The sequence below is a fragment of the Peribacillus frigoritolerans genome, from assembly GCF_040250305.1.
GTDB lineage: Bacteria > Bacillota > Bacilli > Bacillales > DSM-1321 > Peribacillus.
On record NZ_CP158190.1, the window covers coordinates 5,497,292 to 5,515,362 of the forward strand.

The window sequence follows — 18,071 nt, forward strand, 5'->3', positions numbered from 1 at the left end:
ACAAATATTCACCATTGTTCAAGAGGAACTTGATTATTCAATGATCATTAACAATCAATTCCGACAGTGTTCTCTCCAGTTTTGAAATCAATTTGGTTTTCTCATAATTCAGGGTTAAACGTTTTATATTTTCTTGGATTTTCAGATACATTTGTTTGTCACTTTTCATTGATTTTACATACTCTATCATCTTTGATTCTTCACTATATTCAAAACCGTGACCTGCATCATATTTTGTCATGACCTCATGCTGCCAGCCTTTATAGTTTATTAATGTTGGTTTTCCGGCTGCCCAAAAATCAAAAAGTTTATTTTGACTATTCCTATCCAATATTTCATAATCACGTACAAAACACAGACCTATATGAGATACGGCCATCAATAAGTACGCTTCTTTTTTAGATACCTGATCCAAGAAAATGACGTTGTTTAATTTTTTGCTCTCTTTCACTTGAATTAAGCGTTCTTTTTCCTTTCCATCCCCTACAATTAGGTAGACAATATCGGGGTCATCCGTCTTTTCGGCAAGCTGTAAAATATAATCGATATTATTGATAAATCCTAATGTGCCTGCATATAAACAGATAAACTTCGCTTTTAAACCTAATTTATCCAATGCTTCTTCTTTATCTTCGGAACGAATTCGAGAAAAATAGTTTATATCCGCAAAGTTAGTAACCGTAGCAATTTTTTCCCGTTTAACTCCTTTTTTCAATAAATCTTCCTTCATCCCAGGCGAAAGCACGATGATTTTATCAGCCGAAGAATAAATAATGCTTTCTAGCTTCAATAAAATTCTCTTTAACCATTCATGTCTGATGATTCCCAGCTCAATAGGTATATCTGGCCATAAATCCCTTACTTCAAACACAAATTCGCTGCGCTTTACCTTAGCAAGGAGCATACCTATCAATCCAATTGTCAAAGGGGTCGAGGAAGCATAAACTACCTCTACCTCCTTCTCCTTCACCCCAATGAAAAAACTCTTATACATATAATGAATAAACGATAATAATCTTTTCAGGTAACTATATTCTTGTTTATATTTAGTTTTGGTTGATATGATCTTTATTCCCTCACGCGAATCTATGGAATTTCCGGTGATGATGGTGACTTTATTATTTTTAGAGACTAAAAATTTAGCTATTTCATAAGATCGGGTACTGCCTTTATCGGTATTGAAATATTGATGCAAATAAAGAATCTTCACTTTTTCACTTCCTCTTTTACCCACTGTGATTCAATTTGACTTACAGAGTAATGCTTTCCCTATTGCATTCACCCCAGAAAACAAATGTAACACTTAATATAGGTGAGGCTTGTCCCTTTTTTAGAATGGGGCGTTTTAACTTTGAAACCCACTAGCATCTTATACAGCCATTCCTTACTCCTGCTTTTTCATCACATTAGGTTTGTTCCAGTTCAAGGAAGGCCGTAATGGCAATCCAGTCATCCAGGCGGTTATAAACCGTTTTGTCTTGTACATGGATTTCAGGCCCAACTTCGGTAAATATGTTATCCCTTTCAATACCGTTATTTTTCATGTTCAAAGAGGTGAAGGCATAATCATTTGTAGGGCTGCCGTTATTATGCGATCCTCTGATACCAATGCCCGCTGAAATAAACTTTTCATCGGATTTATGAATTTGGTTTATGATGTTTCCTTTGATTTTGGTGAACTTGTTGGAGCTAAGCATCGCAATCCCATTGTTGAGGCTATTTTCAATGATATTGCTTTCAATAAGGGCATTTTTGGTCACATGAATACTGATGCCTCCCCATTCCTCGACATTAGCCCGGACATCATTCACATAATTGCCTTTAATCACGACCTTTTGCAGGAAGCCCATCTTTGTTTCAGTAAGATCATGGTATTGCGTTCCGTTGACTGTAATGCCCCGTTCGCTGACTGTTGCATTTTTATCTATATCGTAATACGCATAATCATTAAAAGAATTGATTCTATTCCCCTCAATCGTAATATTGCCGGGTGGGTAAGCTGAGATAGCTCCTCCCTTGTAATCCATTCCGCCGACAATGATTGGAAAACGCGTGTTTAAGATGACATTATTCGTGAAGGAAACATTTTGGCCTGAATGGGTGTCAATTCCTTCCCATCCTGGGTTGTTCGCCACCACATTCCCATCGACTGCGATTGTGTCACTTCGCGGGAACTTTGATTGAGTTATTGCATCTCCGGCACTGTCTTTCCGGTGACTAAAGGCGATGCCATAGCTTTGTTTGGTATTGCCCACCGTCTCCCCGGGTCCAAGATTTATCACTGTCGCATGCCTTACAGTCACGTTACTCGCAGAATAACCGCCGATGCCTGCATATCCAATATCCTTTATGATCATTTTGTTTCTTTTTCTTGAATCAGACCCTTTAATCATGACTCCATTCACATGTTCTAAGTAAATGCCATATCCTTCATACCCGGTGATTTGAACATCTTCGATCAGGATATTTTGAAGCCTGTGCAAATCATTTACAGCCGAATAGACAGACACCAAATCCGACGTGGATTTGGATTGATCGATTGCAGTAACCTCGATGCCCCTGTTCCTTGCTTCAAAATAATTTCTCGGTTTCCCAGTTTTGGGGTCTTCCGTCCGTCGCTTTCCTTCTAGTATCAGGTTTTTGACACCAGTATGGCTCACCATGATTTTAATGGTGACAGAATCGCTTGAGGGCTGGGTACACATTGTCGTGACGGTTCTTTCGTTCTCCACCGTCCCTTCTAAAGTGACCCCTTCTTTCATTGCAATAAACGCACTCGCCGTAAACTGGCCTTTTGACAAACGGACCGTTCCCCTTTTCCCATTCGATACATCTTGCGGATAGGCTGAAACCTTTGTAATGGCATTGTTAAGGATTTTCCGGATCGATGTGGCGGAATGGTTCGCGTCTAGTGACAGCGTTTGTTTTAACTCCCCTTTATTGTCCAATAACTGAATCGCGGTACCCGTTGTGGGACTGCAGACCTCGTTTGCCCCGACGGCAGTTGACTGAAGGGAGAAGAACGTCATGAGTAACACGGTAAATATTCCTGTAATTTTATATAGATATTTCATCTGAAAACTCCCATGTCTCTTATTCATTTTTCGGCAGTTGTTTTACATACTTCAGGGGCTGGGTGACAAAGACACCATAGTCGGCCTGGAAAGGAAGGGGTGCATATCTAATTTTACAAGGGAAGTGAGATTTGCATTTCTCAAAATCAACATATCTTGTGTTAATCTTGGGACAGTAGCTTAAACGTACGGCCAATTTTCCCATACAAAAAACCTTCAATAGCTCAGGGGTAAACCGGATTGTGATGGGAAAACAAACCTCCTTGCGCCACTATTGAAAAGAGAAGGAATGTGTCCGGCGATTACAAGGGGGGTAATCTCTCATTCGAAAGAAAAAGCCTTTCCCCGATGTTGGCCGGGAAAGGCTGCAGCTTGATATACTCTTTTTTATGTGTCATTCTTTATAACCCCCGCAAAGAAAAAGGAGGATATCCAACTTGTAGTCAGATATCCTCCTATATGTTCACTCACTGGTTCATTTGATCGAGAAAATCACCAAGAAGATCATCAAGATTTTCCTCTTCAGGTTCTGGTTCCTCCACTTGTTGCGTGGTTTTTTCCAAACTCCAATCAAAGTCATCCAAATCTTTCTTAGATATTTCTGCCTGCACCACTTCATTATCCTGTTCTTCGGGCTCATCCTGCAAATAAATCTCCTCATTAATTACATTGCTGTTTAATGAGGCTAGCAAGGCTGTTGCGCGTAAAGGATCGGATAAAAGATGGTACATAATCGTTCCAAGCATAGCTTCTGAGTGGGAATGCTTGAGCCAGTCACGCTGAGATTTGCTAAGCTTGTTCGGCATGGGCAGGGCAATCATTTCCCGTTCCTGATGGGTCGATTGTCCGATTCCATCGAGAACATACTCGGCAATTTTACTGGAAAAATTCCTTCTTTCCGTTTCCTTTAATTTCTGCAGCTGCCTTAACGTATAATCTGATACATCTGAAGGGATACGAAAAGTGATGGCTTGTCCTCTTTTGATTTCAGAAGAAGCTGTTTTTTTCATTCTCTCACCTATTTAACAGCACCTGATCTTTGTTCTTTCTTCTTTTGGTGGGATTGCTGCTGTTCCTTTGAATTCCGGCGATTAAAATCCGAAATCAATTTATAATAGGCGTTGGCCATCATCCAAACGCTTTCCCGTTCATCTTCAAAAAAGTCTATATTGTAGCCATCAAAATTCTGATTGAGCGTTTTCAGGTAATCTTTCAAGACAATCGAACCTCCGCCAACAAAATAGCAGATTTCCGTTTGCGAGTTTTTCTGCCATACGTTGCGCAGATGGCGATATTGCTTTTTCGCAAGTTCTCCTAAAATCCGGTCGACGATATCATGGACGCTTGTCCGGCTTCCGCGAACCATAATATGGTTACGATCGTTTTTCTTCGTGATGATTTCAACGACATCTCGTCTGCTATCCAGCTCGACACCGTGTTTTTTTCTGATTTCTTCACGAATAGATTCAAGAGCCTCAGCTACTCCTAGATTGAATCCTTGCGCCTTATCATCGTCAACTTTACGGTTTTTAATGACCGCGATATCTGTCGATAGTCCGCCAATATCTTGAATGAGAATTCTTCTATCTATCAATTCACGGTTAATGATATTCAGATCATTGTCCATGACTAAATTAATGTATGCGGCGAAGCCCTCTGGATAGACTTTCACTTCATCAAATTTGATATTAACCTTAATACCTTGGTATTTAGGTGTAATTAAAAATTCTACTTGGTGAACGGATCCCAGTAGCTTCGAACGGTACCCAACATCTTTCCCTTCCTTAACTTCCCGAAGAGGTAGACCTGTGCCCAGCGTATAATTCGCTTCGACAACGTTATTTACTTTTTTGAACTTATCATTATTCCCTTGCTTGGCAGCATCCAATGCAATAGCCGCAAAAAGCATTACTAATGTTTGGTCTTCCTCTGATTTACTGCTCCCCAAATCTAGTTCTGTTGGGTTATCACTTTTTGTCGCTAAATTTCCGACACGATAAATGGCATTATTGTCTTGCAAGGCTGGTGAATGGACTCTAATATGTAACCCTTCCAATGGGTTTTTTTCATCGAGTTCTTCGATTCCTATGACCGGACGATCTTCAATGTCTTTTGCAATGACATTTGGTATATATAGTTCAGACTCTAGCTTTCCAAAAATAGCTTTAATTGCATCATTTCCTACATCTATTGCTGCGATTCTAGAACTCATCTAAAAACATCCCCTTTTTCATAAAAAAAATTTAGGTGGAGCACTCTATTAAGCATAGAAAAGGTTTCTATATTAGTCAATGCTTCATAAGTTGTAGCTTTATTTGTCGAATTGTATTCATTTGTGTACACATTAGGAACAAATATGTACACACGTTATATATAGCCATGTGTACTTGTTTGTAAACATGTTTACTTTTTTTGTGTACAAACCAACTATTTTCGTTTACATGTATACAATATTGCAAACAAACAAAAAACTAACTTTTAATAATCTTATTCATATAAAAGAAAGCGTAAAAAAGGAGAATTTGGTCATGGTAATAAATTGGACAAACCACTAATGAAACGTATGAAGATATTAAAATCACTGAAAAAATAAAGAACTTCCTCAATATCCGTAGCCATATTGGCGCAGCACTTTATCCTTCCTTCGTTTTCTAAGCTAGAAACAGATATAACAACTGATGTCTTAATTGTTGGTGGCGGAATTACGGGTATCACTTCAGCTTATCTATTAGCCAAGCAAGGTGTGAAAGCCACATTCATTGAGGCAGATGAGACCCTTAATGGAACAACAGGCCACACAACCGTAAAAATCACGGTCCAGCACGGCTTGATTTACGACCAATTTATTACTGATCACAGTGAGGAATAGGCCAGACTATACTTTATGAGGCCAACACTGAAGGAACGGAGCTATCAAAGGATTGATAGAAGAACATTCTATTGAATGTACAAGATGCTTATGTATACGCAAATACTAATGTTTGGTCCTCCTCTGATTTACTGCTCCCCAAATCTAGTTCTGTTGGGTTATCACTTTTTGTCGCTAAATTTCCGACACGATAAATGGCATTATTGTCTTGCAAGGCTGGTGAATGGACTCTAATATGTATCCCTTCCAAGGTTTTTTACATCGAGTTCTTCGATTCCTATGACTGGCCGATCTTCATGTATTTTGCAATGACATTTGGTATATATAGTTTTAGGCTCTAGCTTTCCAAAAATAGTTTTAATTGCATCATTTCCTACGTCTACTGCTGCGATTCTAGAACTCATCTAAAAACATCCCCTTTTTCATAGAAAAAATTAGGTGGAGCACTCCCGATAGAAGAGATTTCTATATTAGTCGATTCTTCATAAGCTGTAGCTTTATTTTCATTTGTCGAATTGTATTCATTTTTGTATACATTAGGAACAAACATGTATACACCTTATATACAGCCATGTGTACGGGTTGTAAACATATATACACATTTGTGTACAAAACATCTATTTTTGTTTACATGTATACATAATTGTAAACAAACCAAATAATGTATTTTTTTAACCTTTCTTCTTACAAAAATAAGCGTATAAATAGCGGATTTGGGTATGGTAATAAATGGACAATTCAACTAATGAACTGTATGGAGGTATTAAAATGACTGAAAAAAATACAGATCTTCCCCGATTTCCGGAACCCTATTGGCGCAGTGAGTTAACTTTCCCTTCTTTTTCTAAACTAGATACAGACATAACCACTGATGTCTTAATAGTGGGCGGCGGAATTACCGGAATCACATCTGCGTATCTACTAGCTAAACAAGGTGTTAAAGTCACTCTGATTGAAGCAGGCGAAATCCTTACTGGAACGACAGGACACACTACAGCAAAAATCACGGCCCAGCATGGCCTGATTTACGACCAGCTGATCACTGACCATGGTGAAGAGAATGCCAAACTTTATTATGAAGCCAATACAGATGGAATGAAGCTTATCAAAGACTTGGTAGAAGAACATTCCATAGAATGTAATTTGACTGCACAGGATGCCTATGTGTACGCAAATACTGAGGAATATAAAAGCAAAATTCAAAATGAATTGAAAGCCTATCAAAAACTCGGCATTCGGGGGGATTATGCGGAGAATATCCCTTTCTCCATTCCTTGTAAAGCTGCTGTGATAATGAAAGACCAAGCACAGTTTCACCCGTTAAAATACTTAACTGCCCTCATTTCGACAATTCTCGAAAGCGGAGGCACCATTTATGAACGGACCACGGCAATGAAGATTGAAGACGGCGATCCACCGACCGTTCTGACGGATACGGGACATACAATCAAAAGCAATCAGGTCATTGTTGCTTCCCACTTCCCCTTTAATGATGAAATGGGCTTATACTTTGCCCGTGTTCATGTAAAAAGATCCTATGTACTTGGAATCAGGACTGAACAGGAATATCCCGGTGGGATGTATTACAGTGCCGACAGCCCTACCCGCTCCCTTCGCTATACGGAGTTGGACAATGGGGAAAAACTTATACTTGTTGGCGGAGATGGCCATAAAACAGGACAGGGAATCTCGACGATCGAGCATTATGAAGCACTGAAGGAATTCAGTTCCCAGTATTTCGATGTGAAAGACATTCCCTACCGCTGGTCGGCACAGGATATTGTGACACCGGATAATATCCCCTTCGTCGGGCCGGTGACACCCAATCATCAAAACGTCCTGATAGCTACCGGCTATGCGAAATGGGGAATGACGAACGGATCGATTGCCGCCAGGATTTTAACTGACCGGATTTTGCAAAGAGATAACCGGTATGCGGAATTGTATGATCCTGCCCGTTTAAAAGGTGTGAAGAATATTCTCCAAGATAATGCTGATGTGGCGAAGCATCTCATCAAAGGCAAATTGGCCTTCAATCATAAAACGCCGGAAGACATAGGAATTGATGAAGGAGCAATCGTGAAGGTGAATGGTGACAAAGCTGGGTGTTATCGTGATCATGATGGCCAGCTCCATATTGTTGATTCCACCTGTACACATATGGGGTGTGAAGTTGCCTGGAATAGCGGCGACCGTACTTGGGATTGCCCATGTCATGGCTCCCGCTACTCTATCGCTGGTGAAGTGTTAAATGGCCCTGCTGTCGAACCATTGAAGAAAATTCGCTAAGTGCCAATTTGTGATTTTATCTAATAGTCGACTGGGCCCGCCGTTTTCCTTATACTGAAGTTACTGCATGATTGAATGGTTGCAAATAACTGTGAAAAGGATTGAATTGAACATGAACGGTAAAAACCGGAAAGATATTACCCCAGGTGCCTCTGTGGACATTGTACTTAAAGCAGATCAACGCACCGGAAAACTGACAAGCGGCACTGTAAAGGATATTTTAACCAACTCCAGCACTCACCCTCATGGAATTAAAGTAAGACTGACTGATGGCCAGGTGGGCAGGGTTCAAGTCATTCATAAGTAATGTGCACTCGGTCAAGGCCGAGTGTTTTTTTGTGATTGTTCGATGAATTAATGACAAAGGGAATATTTCAATCATGTTTTCCATTCATAATTCGTACAATAGGGGTGAGATTACCTCTTAAAAAGGCTGGTGTCAAAATGAATCAAGAATACAATGCCCCCGATAGGGATTATTACCGCAACGATGAACATATATTGAAAGTTTCCGGCTCAGAGACGCTATCTGCTGCTCCGGATCAAGCTACGATCACCCTTGGAGTCATAACAGAGGATGAGGACCCGCAAAAGGCCCAGCAAGCCAATTCCCAAGCAATCGCAAATGTCATCGCATCACTTAAATCCGCAGGCATTCCCGAAGAGCAATTGAAAACGAGTGATTACAGAATCGATCCACAATATGATTATATTGACGGAAAGGAATTGTTCAAGAACTACAAAGTCCAGCACATCATACAAGCCCAAACGTCCGACATCGAGAAAATAGGCAGCATAATCGACACGGCCGTCAAAAGCGGCGCCAATTCAATCACCAGCATCCGCTTCTCTTTATCCAATCCAGAAGCATACTATAACCAGGCACTTTCTCTCGCTTTAAAAAATGCATATGAAAAAGCACTCTCCATGGCTCGAACGCTAGGAATCTCATTGAACCCAGTCCCTAATCAGGTTGAAGAGCTATCCGAAACGGCAACCCCCATGCTTTACCAAACAAGTACCTTTTCAAAAATGGCGACTACTCCGATTCAGCCTGGTGAATTGAACATCACTGCCTCAGTAAGGGTGGAGTACACGTACTAGCACTCACTAAATTCCATCCTAAAAACCCCCCTTTGCAACCCAAAGGGGGGTTCAGACTGTAGACAAATTAGAGAAGAACTAGTTTAATTTCAATTCGTTTAAAAAAGTTCCAGCTGATTTCAGAAATCCGCTCCCTTTCCGCCGACTGTCTGCCAAGCCTCCTCGCCGGCAAGCGTCTCCGGGGTCTCGGCTAGCCAGTTATTCGGCAGGAGTGTCGCAAATTTCTTCAATCTAGTAAGGGTTTCATTCCTATAATCAAGTAAAAAAACATGACTGATAATTCAGTATTGTACTAAAATCATGGTTCTAGGATGGGAGCAATCCGAACCTCCTTTTGTCGCAAACGGAACCCCCCTCGGCATTCAAAGGGGGGTTTTTCATTTTAAAAGACTACCGTTTTATTTTCATGAACAATGACGCGGTCCTCCAAATGCCATTTAACGGCACGTGCCAGCACCCTGCGTTCAGCTGAACGACCGATTTTCTTCATATCCCCGGCAGAATCACGATGGTCCACACGTTCGATATCCTGCTCGATGATTGGACCTTCATCCAAATCATTCGTCACATAATGGGAAGTTGCCCCAATCAGCTTAACACCTCTGTCATAAGCTCGTTCATAAGGCCGGGCTCCAATGAAGGCAGGTAAAAATGAATGATGGATATTAATGATTCTGTTCGGATGGGCCGCTACGAAGTCCGGCGTCAATATCTGCATATACCTGGCCAATACAATAAGGTCCACCTTGAATTCTTCCAGAAGTCCAAGCTGTTTAGTCTCCACTTCCTTACGTATATCCTTATTGGCAGGAATGTAATAAAACGGGATGCCCATCGATTCGACAATTTCCCTCGTATCTTCATGATTGCTGATGACCAGCGCAATGTCAGCCAATAAATCCCCGCTTTGCCACTCCCATAGCAATTCCAGAAGGCAATGAGGTTCCTTGGAAACGAAGATGGCCGTCCTCTTCAGATCACTGACATGGTTAAATGTCCATTGCATCGAGAATGCTGTCGAAACTTCCTGGAATGCCAGTTGCATATCCGCTGCCTTGTCCTTCAATCCTGGACAATCGAACTCGATCCTGGTGAAAAAAGTACCGCCCTCAGGATTCATCGAATACTGACTCAATTCAACAATATTTGCATCATATTCTTTAAGAAAAGCCGTAACTGTCGAAACAATTCCCGGCTGGTCAGGACATTTTATAATCAAACGGCCTCTATCTTGATTTCTTTCGCGAAATTCCTGTAACTGCTCTTGCACAAAGTTGCTCACCATTTTCCCAACTGCCCTTCTTCTATTTTGCTATATTATACTTCAACTCATGGCCAAAATTAAAGTCAGTCAATCAATTCAGGATTGAATGCAAAGACCCCCCTTCTTTAACAGGGGGGCAGTAATCGCAAAAATGACTAATATTGAAACGAGGTGTCTCTGTTTAGAGATGCTTTTTTATTTTATTATTTATTTTGTTTTTTTTCACCTAGACTTGCCGCTAGAGATAAAAAGATATAAGGGAACGCCAATAAAATTAAATCCGGGAATCCGTATTTCTCAAATACTAGGTTGTTCGGGGTTTCCTCATCAATATAAAAGCCAAAGCCTGCCATATAAAATCCCACTAGTAAATAAGTAAGAAGGGAAATAGCAAGGGTACTTATAGCTAATGTATCTAATTTGATTTTAACGATAGTTAATCCGAAGTAGATCACATAAACAATTCCTAAAAGCAGTAACAGTAGAGAAATATAATCTGGCTCATATATTGCTTGATTGGTACTATCAAACATGTGAATTCATCCTCTTACTTAAAATTTATACTTGTTGTAAAAATCATTACGGATTGCATCTATTGTAATAAGTTAATGCTAGCGATAAATCTGGACGCCAAGGTTCTAAGTTCCAAGGTGACTTGTAAATTGTTAATGGATTTACAGCATGACAAATGAATTGATCTTTAATTCTTCCTTCTTTTGAACTTGATACATGGGATTTAAATGAAGCATCAGCTTTTAATTCAGCCCACATATCTTTTATTAATGAAGATTGAATTGTAATAATTTAATCGTATATAAAAGTAAATTATTTAACGTTCCTACTTTGGAACAATGGGTTTCATTTTTGAGTAAATAAAGAGAAAGTGATGATATGAAATAAGTGTATTTTATTCCAAGAGTCACTAGTTCTACTCTAGTAACACTTGCAAAATCAAATGGAGTTTCCTTTTTATAAAGCTATCCTCTATTCATATTTCATAGGTTTTAATCCCGGAAAAGTCGGCCTGATCACGGTCGACTTTTTTTTATGAAATAGAAGTGGCCTAGATCTGAGGATGAAAAGATACCATTAGTTTTCATCCTCTATTAATAGGCACTATCATTCTTCCAATAAATAACTGGTGAATTTAAAGGAAATGAAGGCAAACGCCGAGAACCTTTATGAAATGCATAGTGAAGGGGGATTCTTGGATGAAATGTCGGTATGTTCTGGACAACCTTTTTGGTTTCAGTTTTATTTTCCATAGTTAATAAGGTTATTCACTGCCTCATAAGGGTATAGACCATTCTATTAGTTTTTTTCAAAGGGGGAAATGAAATTATCATGAAATCATCAGTTACATTCATTGTATCCATTCTGGCTGTTCTTGGTCTTCTGTCCGGCTGTGCTGAAAAGGACCAGCTGGAGGACGGGAGTAAGCTGATCAATGAGGACCAGTTTGTTTTCGCTGCCTCAGGTGAATTCAAGCCATTCAGTTATGTCAATGATGACATGACCGTAACCGGGTTCGATATTGAAGTCGGCGATGCAATTGCAAAGGAACTCGACCTAGAACCAGTGCCTAAACGGATAAAGTTCAAAGGTATCGTGGAAGGTGTTAAAACCGGTCGGGCAGATGCCGCGGTTGCCAGTCATACAATCAATGAACAACGAAGTAAACATGTTGCCTTCTCGACCCCTTATTACTACTCAGGTCCTCAAATTTTCGTCCGTTCGGATAGTGATATTAAAACGGTTGAAGATTTAAAGGGTAAGGAAGTTGCGGCTTCTAAAGGCTCTACGTACGCAACCACAGCAGAAAAATATACAACCAATGTAAAAACCTATGACAGTGATATCACTGCCCTGAAAGCATTGAGCGGAGGACGTCATGATGCCGTCATCACCGACTTCGTAACCGGCAAGGAAGCGACCAAGGAAGGTTTCGACATCGAAGGAAGGCAATTGATTGAACGAAGCGAGCAGGCCATCGTACTGCCTAACGACAACCCTCAGCTGCTTGCACGCATCAACGAAGCACTTGAAAACCTCCGGGAAGATGGAACTCTTGCGGAAATCAGCAAAAAATACTTTGGTGAGGACATCACAACTAAGCCTGAATAAAGATTGATAGAAAGGGAGTCATTACATTGCCTAGTTTTTCACATTTTTTTGATACATTATTTAGCTCCTCGGACGTATTCATCCGAGCCATGCTCCTCACATTGGAACTGACGGTAGTCTCCATATTGGTAGGTATCGTCATCGGTTTGCTATTTGCACTTTTAAAAATATCCAATATAAAAATTCTTGCATGGATTTCAGATACATATGTATTCCTGGTACGTGGAACACCTTTAATCGTACAGATATTCATACTCTATTTCGGTATCAGCAATCTCTTCTTACTGCCGGACTTCTGGGCGGCGTCACTTGCCCTGGCCTTCCATAATGGAGCTTATATCTCAGAGATTTTACGTGGTACGATCCAATCCATCGACAAAGGCCAAATGGAGGCCGGACGCTCCCTTGGCATGAGCAATTCGCTCACCTTAAGGAGAATCATCTTGCCTCAAGCCTTCCGACGCGCATTGCCGCCGCTTGGCAACCAATTCATCATCGGGCTCAAGGATTCATCACTGGCAGCCTTCATATCCATGAATGAGCTGTTTAATGTGGCGACTACGTTAGGCTCGAATAATTTCGATGAAATGACTTATTTATTGATTGTAGCGGTCTACTACTTGATTCTAGTGGCTTTCCTGACCATTATCGTCAATTTATTCGAAAAGAAACTGTCCATTAGTGATCGATAGGGGGAATTGAAATGGAACAAAAAGAAATGATTCGGATAAGGAATTTAAATAAATCGTATGGAAATCTGCATGTACTTAAAGATATTGATATGAAGGTGCTCGATAGCGATGTTGTCTGTTTGATCGGACCGAGTGGTTCGGGAAAAAGCACCCTGCTCCGCTGTTTGAATTATTTAGAGAAGAAAGACAGCGGCCAAATCCTCATTGAAGGAACGGAAATCAATCCAGGTACCCATGATATTAATAAAATTCGAGAGAAAGTCGGAATGGTATTTCAGCATTTCTACCTCTTTCCTCATATGACAGTGCTGGAAAATGTCATCGAAGCACCGACACACGTCAAAAAGATCCCTAAGGCCCAAGCGATTGAAGAAGCAAAGGCATTGCTTGCCAAAGTCGGTTTATCAGATAAAGCGGATGTCTATCCAAGCAAGCTCTCAGGTGGGCAGAAGCAGCGTGTTGCCATAGCCCGCGCCCTTGCCATGAAGCCTGATATCCTGCTCTTTGATGAGCCCACCTCGGCTCTGGATCCCGAACTTGTCGGAGAAGTTCTTGCCACGATGAAGGAACTTGCCTTGGAAGGGATGACAATGGTAGTCGTTACACATGAAATGAGCTTTGCACGTGAGGTCGGGGATTGGATTGTCTTCATGCATAACGGGAGGGTTGTCGAAAGCGGACCGCCAAAAGAATTCTTCACCAATCCAAAAGAAGAACGTACAAAAGAATTTTTACAAACGACAGTCTTTTGATTTTAATTCTAAAGTCCTGTCTGCTAGTGCGATTATAAGCAATACAGGCGTGAATTCCTGTATTGCTTTTTTTGAATGAAAAAGGATTTATTGGTTTCTTTAATATCCAGTTAGGTAGTTCCCTAAATCCCATGATTAAAGTTTCAGGGATATTTCGGCTCTGATTGTACAAACTAAATACTTGATGAATTGTTTCAGATAAACCGTGATTCCGGCTCGATGGAAAAATATCTGTATTTATGGTATATATACAGGTAAAATTAAAAGAAGTATATAAATGAAAGAGGTCGAATTCAGTTGGAAAATAACTCTTCGAATTTTATTAAAAATATTATAAAAGATGACCTAGAGTCCGGAAAACATGATCATGTCATCACCCGCTTCCCTCCTGAGCCGAACGGATATTTACATATCGGACATGCCAAATCAATCATTTTGAATTTTGGGGTGGCTGATGATTTCAATGGGAAAACTAACCTTCGTTTCGATGATACGAATCCATTGAAAGAGGATATTGAGTTTGTCAACTCCATAAAGGAAGATGTAAAGTGGCTCGGTTACGACTGGGATAACCTTTTCTTCGCTTCCGACTATTTTGATGAAATGTATAAAAGAGCTGTGCTGCTCATCAATAAAGGACTGGCATATGTGGACGACCTTAATGCCGACCAAATCCGTGAATATCGCGGAACGCTGACTGAGCCAGGGAAGGATAGCCCCTACCGAAATAGAACCGTCGAGGAAAATCTTGAACTATTTGAAAAGATGCGCAGCGGCGAATTCGAAAACGGCGCAAAAGTCTTGCGTGCAAAAATCGATATGAGCTCACCTAACATTAATTTGCGTGATCCCGTCATATACCGTATCTCCCATACTGAACACCATAATACCGGCAACAAATGGTGCATCTACCCAATGTATGCCTTTGCCCACCCAATTGAAGATGCCATCGAGGGAGTCACACACTCCATTTGTACGCTTGAGTTCGAAGATCAACGCCCTCTTTATGACTGGATCGTTGAGAATTGTGAAATGGAAAGCAAACCAAAACAATATGAATTTGGCCGTCTTAACCTGACCAATACAGTAATGAGCAAGCGAAAACTGAAGCAGCTTGTCGATGAGGGCTTCGTGGACGGCTGGGACGACCCGCGGATGCCTACTGTTTCAGGCTTGCGGAGACGCGGGTATACACCCGAAGCGATTCGTGCATTCTGCCAAGAGATAGGTGTCGCAAAAACAAGCGGTGTCGTGGACTCTCAAATGCTTGATCATTTCGTGCGGGAAGACTTAAAGCTCAAGGCTCCACGGACTATGGCAATCCTGAACCCGCTTAAAGTGGTCATCACCAACTATCCGGAAGGCGAGATAGAATGGCTGGATGCCGAGGTCAATCCGGAAGTTCCGGAAATGGGCACACGCCAAATCCCGTTTTCACGTGAAATATATATCGAACAGGACGATTTCATGGAGAACCCGCCGAAAAAGTATTTCCGACTTTTCCCGGGCAATGAAGTTCGTTTGAAACATGCTTATTTCATTAAATGTGAAGAAGTGATAAAAGATGATGCCGGTAACGTCATTGAACTTCGCTGCACATACGACATTGAAACGAAAAGCGGATCTGGCTTCACTGGCCGTAAAGTAAAAGGTACATTGCACTGGGTCGAAGCTTCACAAGCCGTTTCAGCGGAATTCCGCAACTATCAGCCTTTAATCCTGGATAAGGAAAATGATGAAGAGGAAGAAAAATCATTCCTGGACCGGGTAAACCCTGATTCTATAGAAATTTTACAAGGATTTGTCGAGCCTAACATGAAAGATGTTAAGCCTCAGGATAAATTCCAATTCTTCAGGCATGGCTATTATAATGTTGATTCAAAACTCACTGCGGCCGATCACTTGGTCTTCAACCAAATTGTCGGGTTGAAAAGTTCATTCAAGTTATAGAATCACGAAAAAGAACCAGATTCCTAGCGGGATCTGGTTCTTTTTCATTTTCTGCACCTTTATATCATTTTTTCTCGTAAAGTTTGATCCCTTGCTTGGAAAGGGCCTGTTTAAGAGTACTATGTGTCGAAACCTGACTAAAATCAAGACCTAACTGAATCGATGTCTGGGCCACTTCAGGACGAATCCCGGAAATGGTCGATTGAATGCCTAACAGGTTCAGGGTACTTATCAATTGATAGATCTGTTGGGCAACCATCGTATCCAAAAGGGATACTCCCGATAAATCGATGAATAAGTGTGTGATATTTTTGCTAATGCATTTGCTTGGAGTCCCATTCAAAATTTCTTTTGCCCGATAGGTATCGATTTCACCGATTAACGGCAAAACCGCAATGGCATCAACAATGGGAATGACAGGTGCGCCCAGTTCATTAATCAGCTCCTGTTGAGCAAGGAGTCGTTCTTTTGTCAAAAGGTAATACTGCTCAGTGAACTCACGGTTCAATTGATCGAAGGCACGATTAATAATCCGGCTCCACCGGATGATTGTATCCTTCGTTATCCCAGTATCCTTTAGCATATAATCAGTGATGAATGCCCAATATGTTTCGCGAACCTTATTAAGCGCTTCCAACACTTCGTAAATGGGGGTGTCCGATTCAACCCTGCTCTTTGCGACAAGTGTAGCCCACTGCTCCATCGTTTCAATAAAAGCAGTTTTATCTTCAAGTAAAGCACTGGTCACTGTCTTGATCGTCAATGTATTCTGTTCCCTAAGCAGCTTTTCGATTTCCTCATTAGAATCTATTGAATAGATGGATCCAGACTGCTTTTCCCTTAAAGCCAGCCAGTTTTCCGTAATCTTGGATGAGTTATCAAGGATATATCGATATAATCTTTCATCTATTTTATCCATTTGTGTTCCCCTATCTCACTAGTTATTTCATTTTAAATAGTATTAATAAATCTCCATATCCCGCTTTCTCCATTTCATTTCTAGGAATGAATCGAAGGGCCGCAGAGTTTATGCAATATCTCGTGCCTTTAGGACTTGGGCCATCAGGAAAAACATGTCCAAGGTGTGAATCGGCATCCCTGCTGCGCACCTCGGTCCGGGTCATTCGGTGGCTGAGATCCATTTTTTCATTGACACTTGCCGACATGATGGGCTTCGTGAAGCTTGGCCACCCACAGCCGCTATCATATTTATCCCGCGAACTGAATAGGGGCTCCCCAGAAACAACATCCACATAAATGCCTTCTTCAAAGTGATCCCAATAGGCATTATCGAAAGGCGGCTCCGTGCCATTTTCCTGGGTGACATGAAACTGATTCTCCGTTAAGGTCTTTCTAAGGTGTGCATTATCCTTAGGCCAATTTTCTTTAATGAAAGCATCCCGCCCTGAGCCTTTACGATACAATGCATAGCGAAATTGATTTTTCCGATAGAATTCTTGATGATATTCCTCAGCGGCGTAAAATTCCCCCGAGGGTAGAATACCCGTAACAATAGGTTTCTTAAACCGCCCGCTCATCATTAAATCTTCCTTCGATTGTTCTGCCTCCTGTTTCTGACGTTCATTAAGATAGAAAATGGCAGCCTTGTATTGCTTTCCCCTATCCGAGAACTGTCCATCGTCATCCGTAGGATCGATTTGCTGCCAGAATATCTCTAATAAAGTTTTATAGGAAATGATTGATGGATCGAATACCACTTGAACCGCTTCAACATGATCAGTCGCACCGGTAATCACTTGTTTATAACTAGGAGCGGCAAATTTACCGCCTGTATAACCTGATGTCACTGAAATGATACCATCACTTTCATCAAAGGGAGCAACCATGCACCAAAAGCAGCCTCCTGCAAAGATAGCCGTTTCTTTTCCATCCATCGTCATCCTAAAACTCCCCTTTCACGCCTGTCATTTTATGTATTATATACCAGCAAGC

The 18,071-nt window shown here is 41.0% G+C and carries 17 protein-coding genes and 1 pseudogene; 8 read left to right on the forward strand and 10 right to left on the reverse strand.

What is annotated here, in order from left to right:
• Positions 1–37: 37 nt before the first annotated feature.
• From ABOA58_RS27260 to ABOA58_RS27275, 4 genes are all read right to left on the reverse strand, one after another.
• Positions 38–1,210: a glycosyltransferase family 4 protein gene (locus ABOA58_RS27260; RefSeq protein WP_350300761.1), complete on the reverse strand. Its 1,173-nt coding sequence runs from the start codon at positions 1,208–1,210 to the stop codon at positions 38–40.
• A 196-nt stretch (positions 1,211–1,406) separates the two neighbouring features.
• A complete protein-coding gene (locus tag ABOA58_RS27265) occupies positions 1,407–3,074 on the reverse strand; it encodes a right-handed parallel beta-helix repeat-containing protein (protein WP_350300762.1) in 1,668 nt (555 codons plus the stop codon).
• A 467-nt stretch (positions 3,075–3,541) separates the two neighbouring features.
• Positions 3,542–4,084 (reverse strand): hypothetical protein, encoded by a 543-nt coding sequence (locus tag ABOA58_RS27270; protein ID WP_350300763.1) that lies wholly within the window; start codon positions 4,082–4,084, stop codon positions 3,542–3,544.
• Positions 4,085–4,092: 8 nt separating this feature from the next.
• A complete protein-coding gene (locus tag ABOA58_RS27275) occupies positions 4,093–5,286 on the reverse strand; it encodes a ParM/StbA family protein (RefSeq protein ID WP_048680510.1) in 1,194 nt (397 codons plus the stop codon).
• A 408-nt stretch (positions 5,287–5,694) separates the two neighbouring features.
• On the opposite strand from ABOA58_RS27275, the gene ABOA58_RS27280 reads away from it, so the two are divergent.
• On the forward strand, positions 5,695–5,943 hold the full coding sequence (locus ABOA58_RS27280; RefSeq protein ID WP_350300764.1) for an FAD-binding oxidoreductase: 249 nt from the start codon (positions 5,695–5,697) through the stop codon (positions 5,941–5,943).
• A gap of 91 nt (positions 5,944–6,034) precedes the next feature.
• Here the strand turns inward: ABOA58_RS27280 and ABOA58_RS27285 are convergent.
• Positions 6,035–6,347: pseudogene (locus tag ABOA58_RS27285) on the reverse strand (ParM/StbA family protein); the annotation flags it as partial.
• A 364-nt stretch (positions 6,348–6,711) separates the two neighbouring features.
• Between ABOA58_RS27285 and ABOA58_RS27290 the strand changes: the two are divergent.
• The 3 genes from ABOA58_RS27290 to ABOA58_RS27300 all read left to right on the forward strand — a co-directional run bounded on the left by ABOA58_RS27290 (position 6,712) and on the right by ABOA58_RS27300 (position 9,336).
• The gene (locus tag ABOA58_RS27290) at positions 6,712–8,232 is read left to right on the forward strand and encodes an FAD-dependent oxidoreductase (RefSeq protein WP_350300765.1); all 1,521 of its coding nucleotides are present in this window, start codon (positions 6,712–6,714) and stop codon (positions 8,230–8,232) included.
• 112 nt (positions 8,233–8,344) lie between these two features.
• The gene (locus tag ABOA58_RS27295; RefSeq protein WP_034316239.1) at positions 8,345–8,539 is read left to right on the forward strand and encodes a YwbE family protein; all 195 of its coding nucleotides are present in this window, start codon (positions 8,345–8,347) and stop codon (positions 8,537–8,539) included.
• A 137-nt stretch (positions 8,540–8,676) separates the two neighbouring features.
• On the forward strand, positions 8,677–9,336 hold the full coding sequence (locus tag ABOA58_RS27300; RefSeq protein WP_350300766.1) for an SIMPL domain-containing protein: 660 nt from the start codon (positions 8,677–8,679) through the stop codon (positions 9,334–9,336).
• Between the two features lie 382 nt (positions 9,337–9,718).
• Here ABOA58_RS27300 and purU read toward each other — a convergent pair whose 3' ends face one another.
• The 3 genes from purU to ABOA58_RS27315 form a co-directional block, all read right to left on the reverse strand.
• Entirely contained in the window at positions 9,719–10,618 is a 900-nt protein-coding gene (purU, locus tag ABOA58_RS27305; protein WP_137017792.1) for a formyltetrahydrofolate deformylase, read from the reverse strand.
• A gap of 185 nt (positions 10,619–10,803) precedes the next feature.
• Positions 10,804–11,133, reverse strand: a complete 330-nt coding sequence (locus ABOA58_RS27310; protein WP_350300767.1) for a hypothetical protein — start codon at positions 11,131–11,133, stop codon at positions 10,804–10,806.
• A gap of 46 nt (positions 11,134–11,179) precedes the next feature.
• Complete coding sequence (locus ABOA58_RS27315; protein ID WP_350300768.1) at positions 11,180–11,371, reverse strand: DUF2599 domain-containing protein; 192 nt, start codon at positions 11,369–11,371, stop codon at positions 11,180–11,182.
• A 573-nt stretch (positions 11,372–11,944) separates the two neighbouring features.
• On the opposite strand from ABOA58_RS27315, the gene ABOA58_RS27320 reads away from it, so the two are divergent.
• From ABOA58_RS27320 to ABOA58_RS27335, 4 genes are all read left to right on the forward strand, one after another.
• Complete coding sequence (locus ABOA58_RS27320; protein WP_127777595.1) at positions 11,945–12,724, forward strand: transporter substrate-binding domain-containing protein; 780 nt, start codon at positions 11,945–11,947, stop codon at positions 12,722–12,724.
• A 26-nt stretch (positions 12,725–12,750) separates the two neighbouring features.
• The gene (locus ABOA58_RS27325; protein WP_048685680.1) at positions 12,751–13,416 is read left to right on the forward strand and encodes an amino acid ABC transporter permease; all 666 of its coding nucleotides are present in this window, start codon (positions 12,751–12,753) and stop codon (positions 13,414–13,416) included.
• A gap of 11 nt (positions 13,417–13,427) precedes the next feature.
• Positions 13,428–14,168, forward strand: coding sequence for an amino acid ABC transporter ATP-binding protein (locus ABOA58_RS27330; RefSeq protein WP_054398510.1), 741 nt, complete (start codon positions 13,428–13,430; stop codon positions 14,166–14,168).
• A gap of 297 nt (positions 14,169–14,465) precedes the next feature.
• Positions 14,466–16,118, forward strand: a complete 1,653-nt coding sequence (locus ABOA58_RS27335) for a glutamine--tRNA ligase/YqeY domain fusion protein (protein WP_350300769.1) — start codon at positions 14,466–14,468, stop codon at positions 16,116–16,118.
• 64 nt (positions 16,119–16,182) lie between these two features.
• Here the strand turns inward: ABOA58_RS27335 and ABOA58_RS27340 are convergent, their stop codons facing one another.
• Positions 16,183–17,037, reverse strand: a complete 855-nt coding sequence (locus ABOA58_RS27340) for an STAS domain-containing protein (RefSeq protein WP_350300770.1) — start codon at positions 17,035–17,037, stop codon at positions 16,183–16,185.
• Between the two features lie 22 nt (positions 17,038–17,059).
• Positions 17,060–18,019, reverse strand: a complete 960-nt coding sequence (gene msrB, locus ABOA58_RS27345; RefSeq protein WP_350300771.1) for a peptide-methionine (R)-S-oxide reductase MsrB — start codon at positions 18,017–18,019, stop codon at positions 17,060–17,062.
• Positions 18,020–18,071: the final 52 nt, after the last annotated feature.

Coding starts and splice junctions, on each gene's coding strand:
- ABOA58_RS27290 (WP_350300765.1), top strand. CDS start 6,712: ATGACTGAAAAAAATACAGATCTTCCCCGATTTCCGGAACCCTATTGG.
- ABOA58_RS27340 (WP_350300770.1), bottom strand. CDS start 17,037: ATGGATAAAATAGATGAAAGATTATATCGATATATCCTTGATAACTCA.
- ABOA58_RS27275 (WP_048680510.1), bottom strand. CDS start 5,286: ATGAGTTCTAGAATCGCAGCAATAGATGTAGGAAATGATGCAATTAAA.
- ABOA58_RS27270 (WP_350300763.1), bottom strand. CDS start 4,084: ATGAAAAAAACAGCTTCTTCTGAAATCAAAAGAGGACAAGCCATCACT.
- ABOA58_RS27330 (WP_054398510.1), top strand. CDS start 13,428: ATGGAACAAAAAGAAATGATTCGGATAAGGAATTTAAATAAATCGTAT.
- ABOA58_RS27265 (WP_350300762.1), bottom strand. CDS start 3,074: ATGAAATATCTATATAAAATTACAGGAATATTTACCGTGTTACTCATG.
- ABOA58_RS27315 (WP_350300768.1), bottom strand. CDS start 11,371: ATGTGGGCTGAATTAAAAGCTGATGCTTCATTTAAATCCCATGTATCA.
- ABOA58_RS27320 (WP_127777595.1), top strand. CDS start 11,945: ATGAAATCATCAGTTACATTCATTGTATCCATTCTGGCTGTTCTTGGT.
- ABOA58_RS27310 (WP_350300767.1), bottom strand. CDS start 11,133: ATGTTTGATAGTACCAATCAAGCAATATATGAGCCAGATTATATTTCT.
- ABOA58_RS27295 (WP_034316239.1), top strand. CDS start 8,345: ATGAACGGTAAAAACCGGAAAGATATTACCCCAGGTGCCTCTGTGGAC.
- ABOA58_RS27300 (WP_350300766.1), top strand. CDS start 8,677: ATGAATCAAGAATACAATGCCCCCGATAGGGATTATTACCGCAACGAT.
- msrB (WP_350300771.1), bottom strand. CDS start 18,019: ATGACGATGGATGGAAAAGAAACGGCTATCTTTGCAGGAGGCTGCTTT.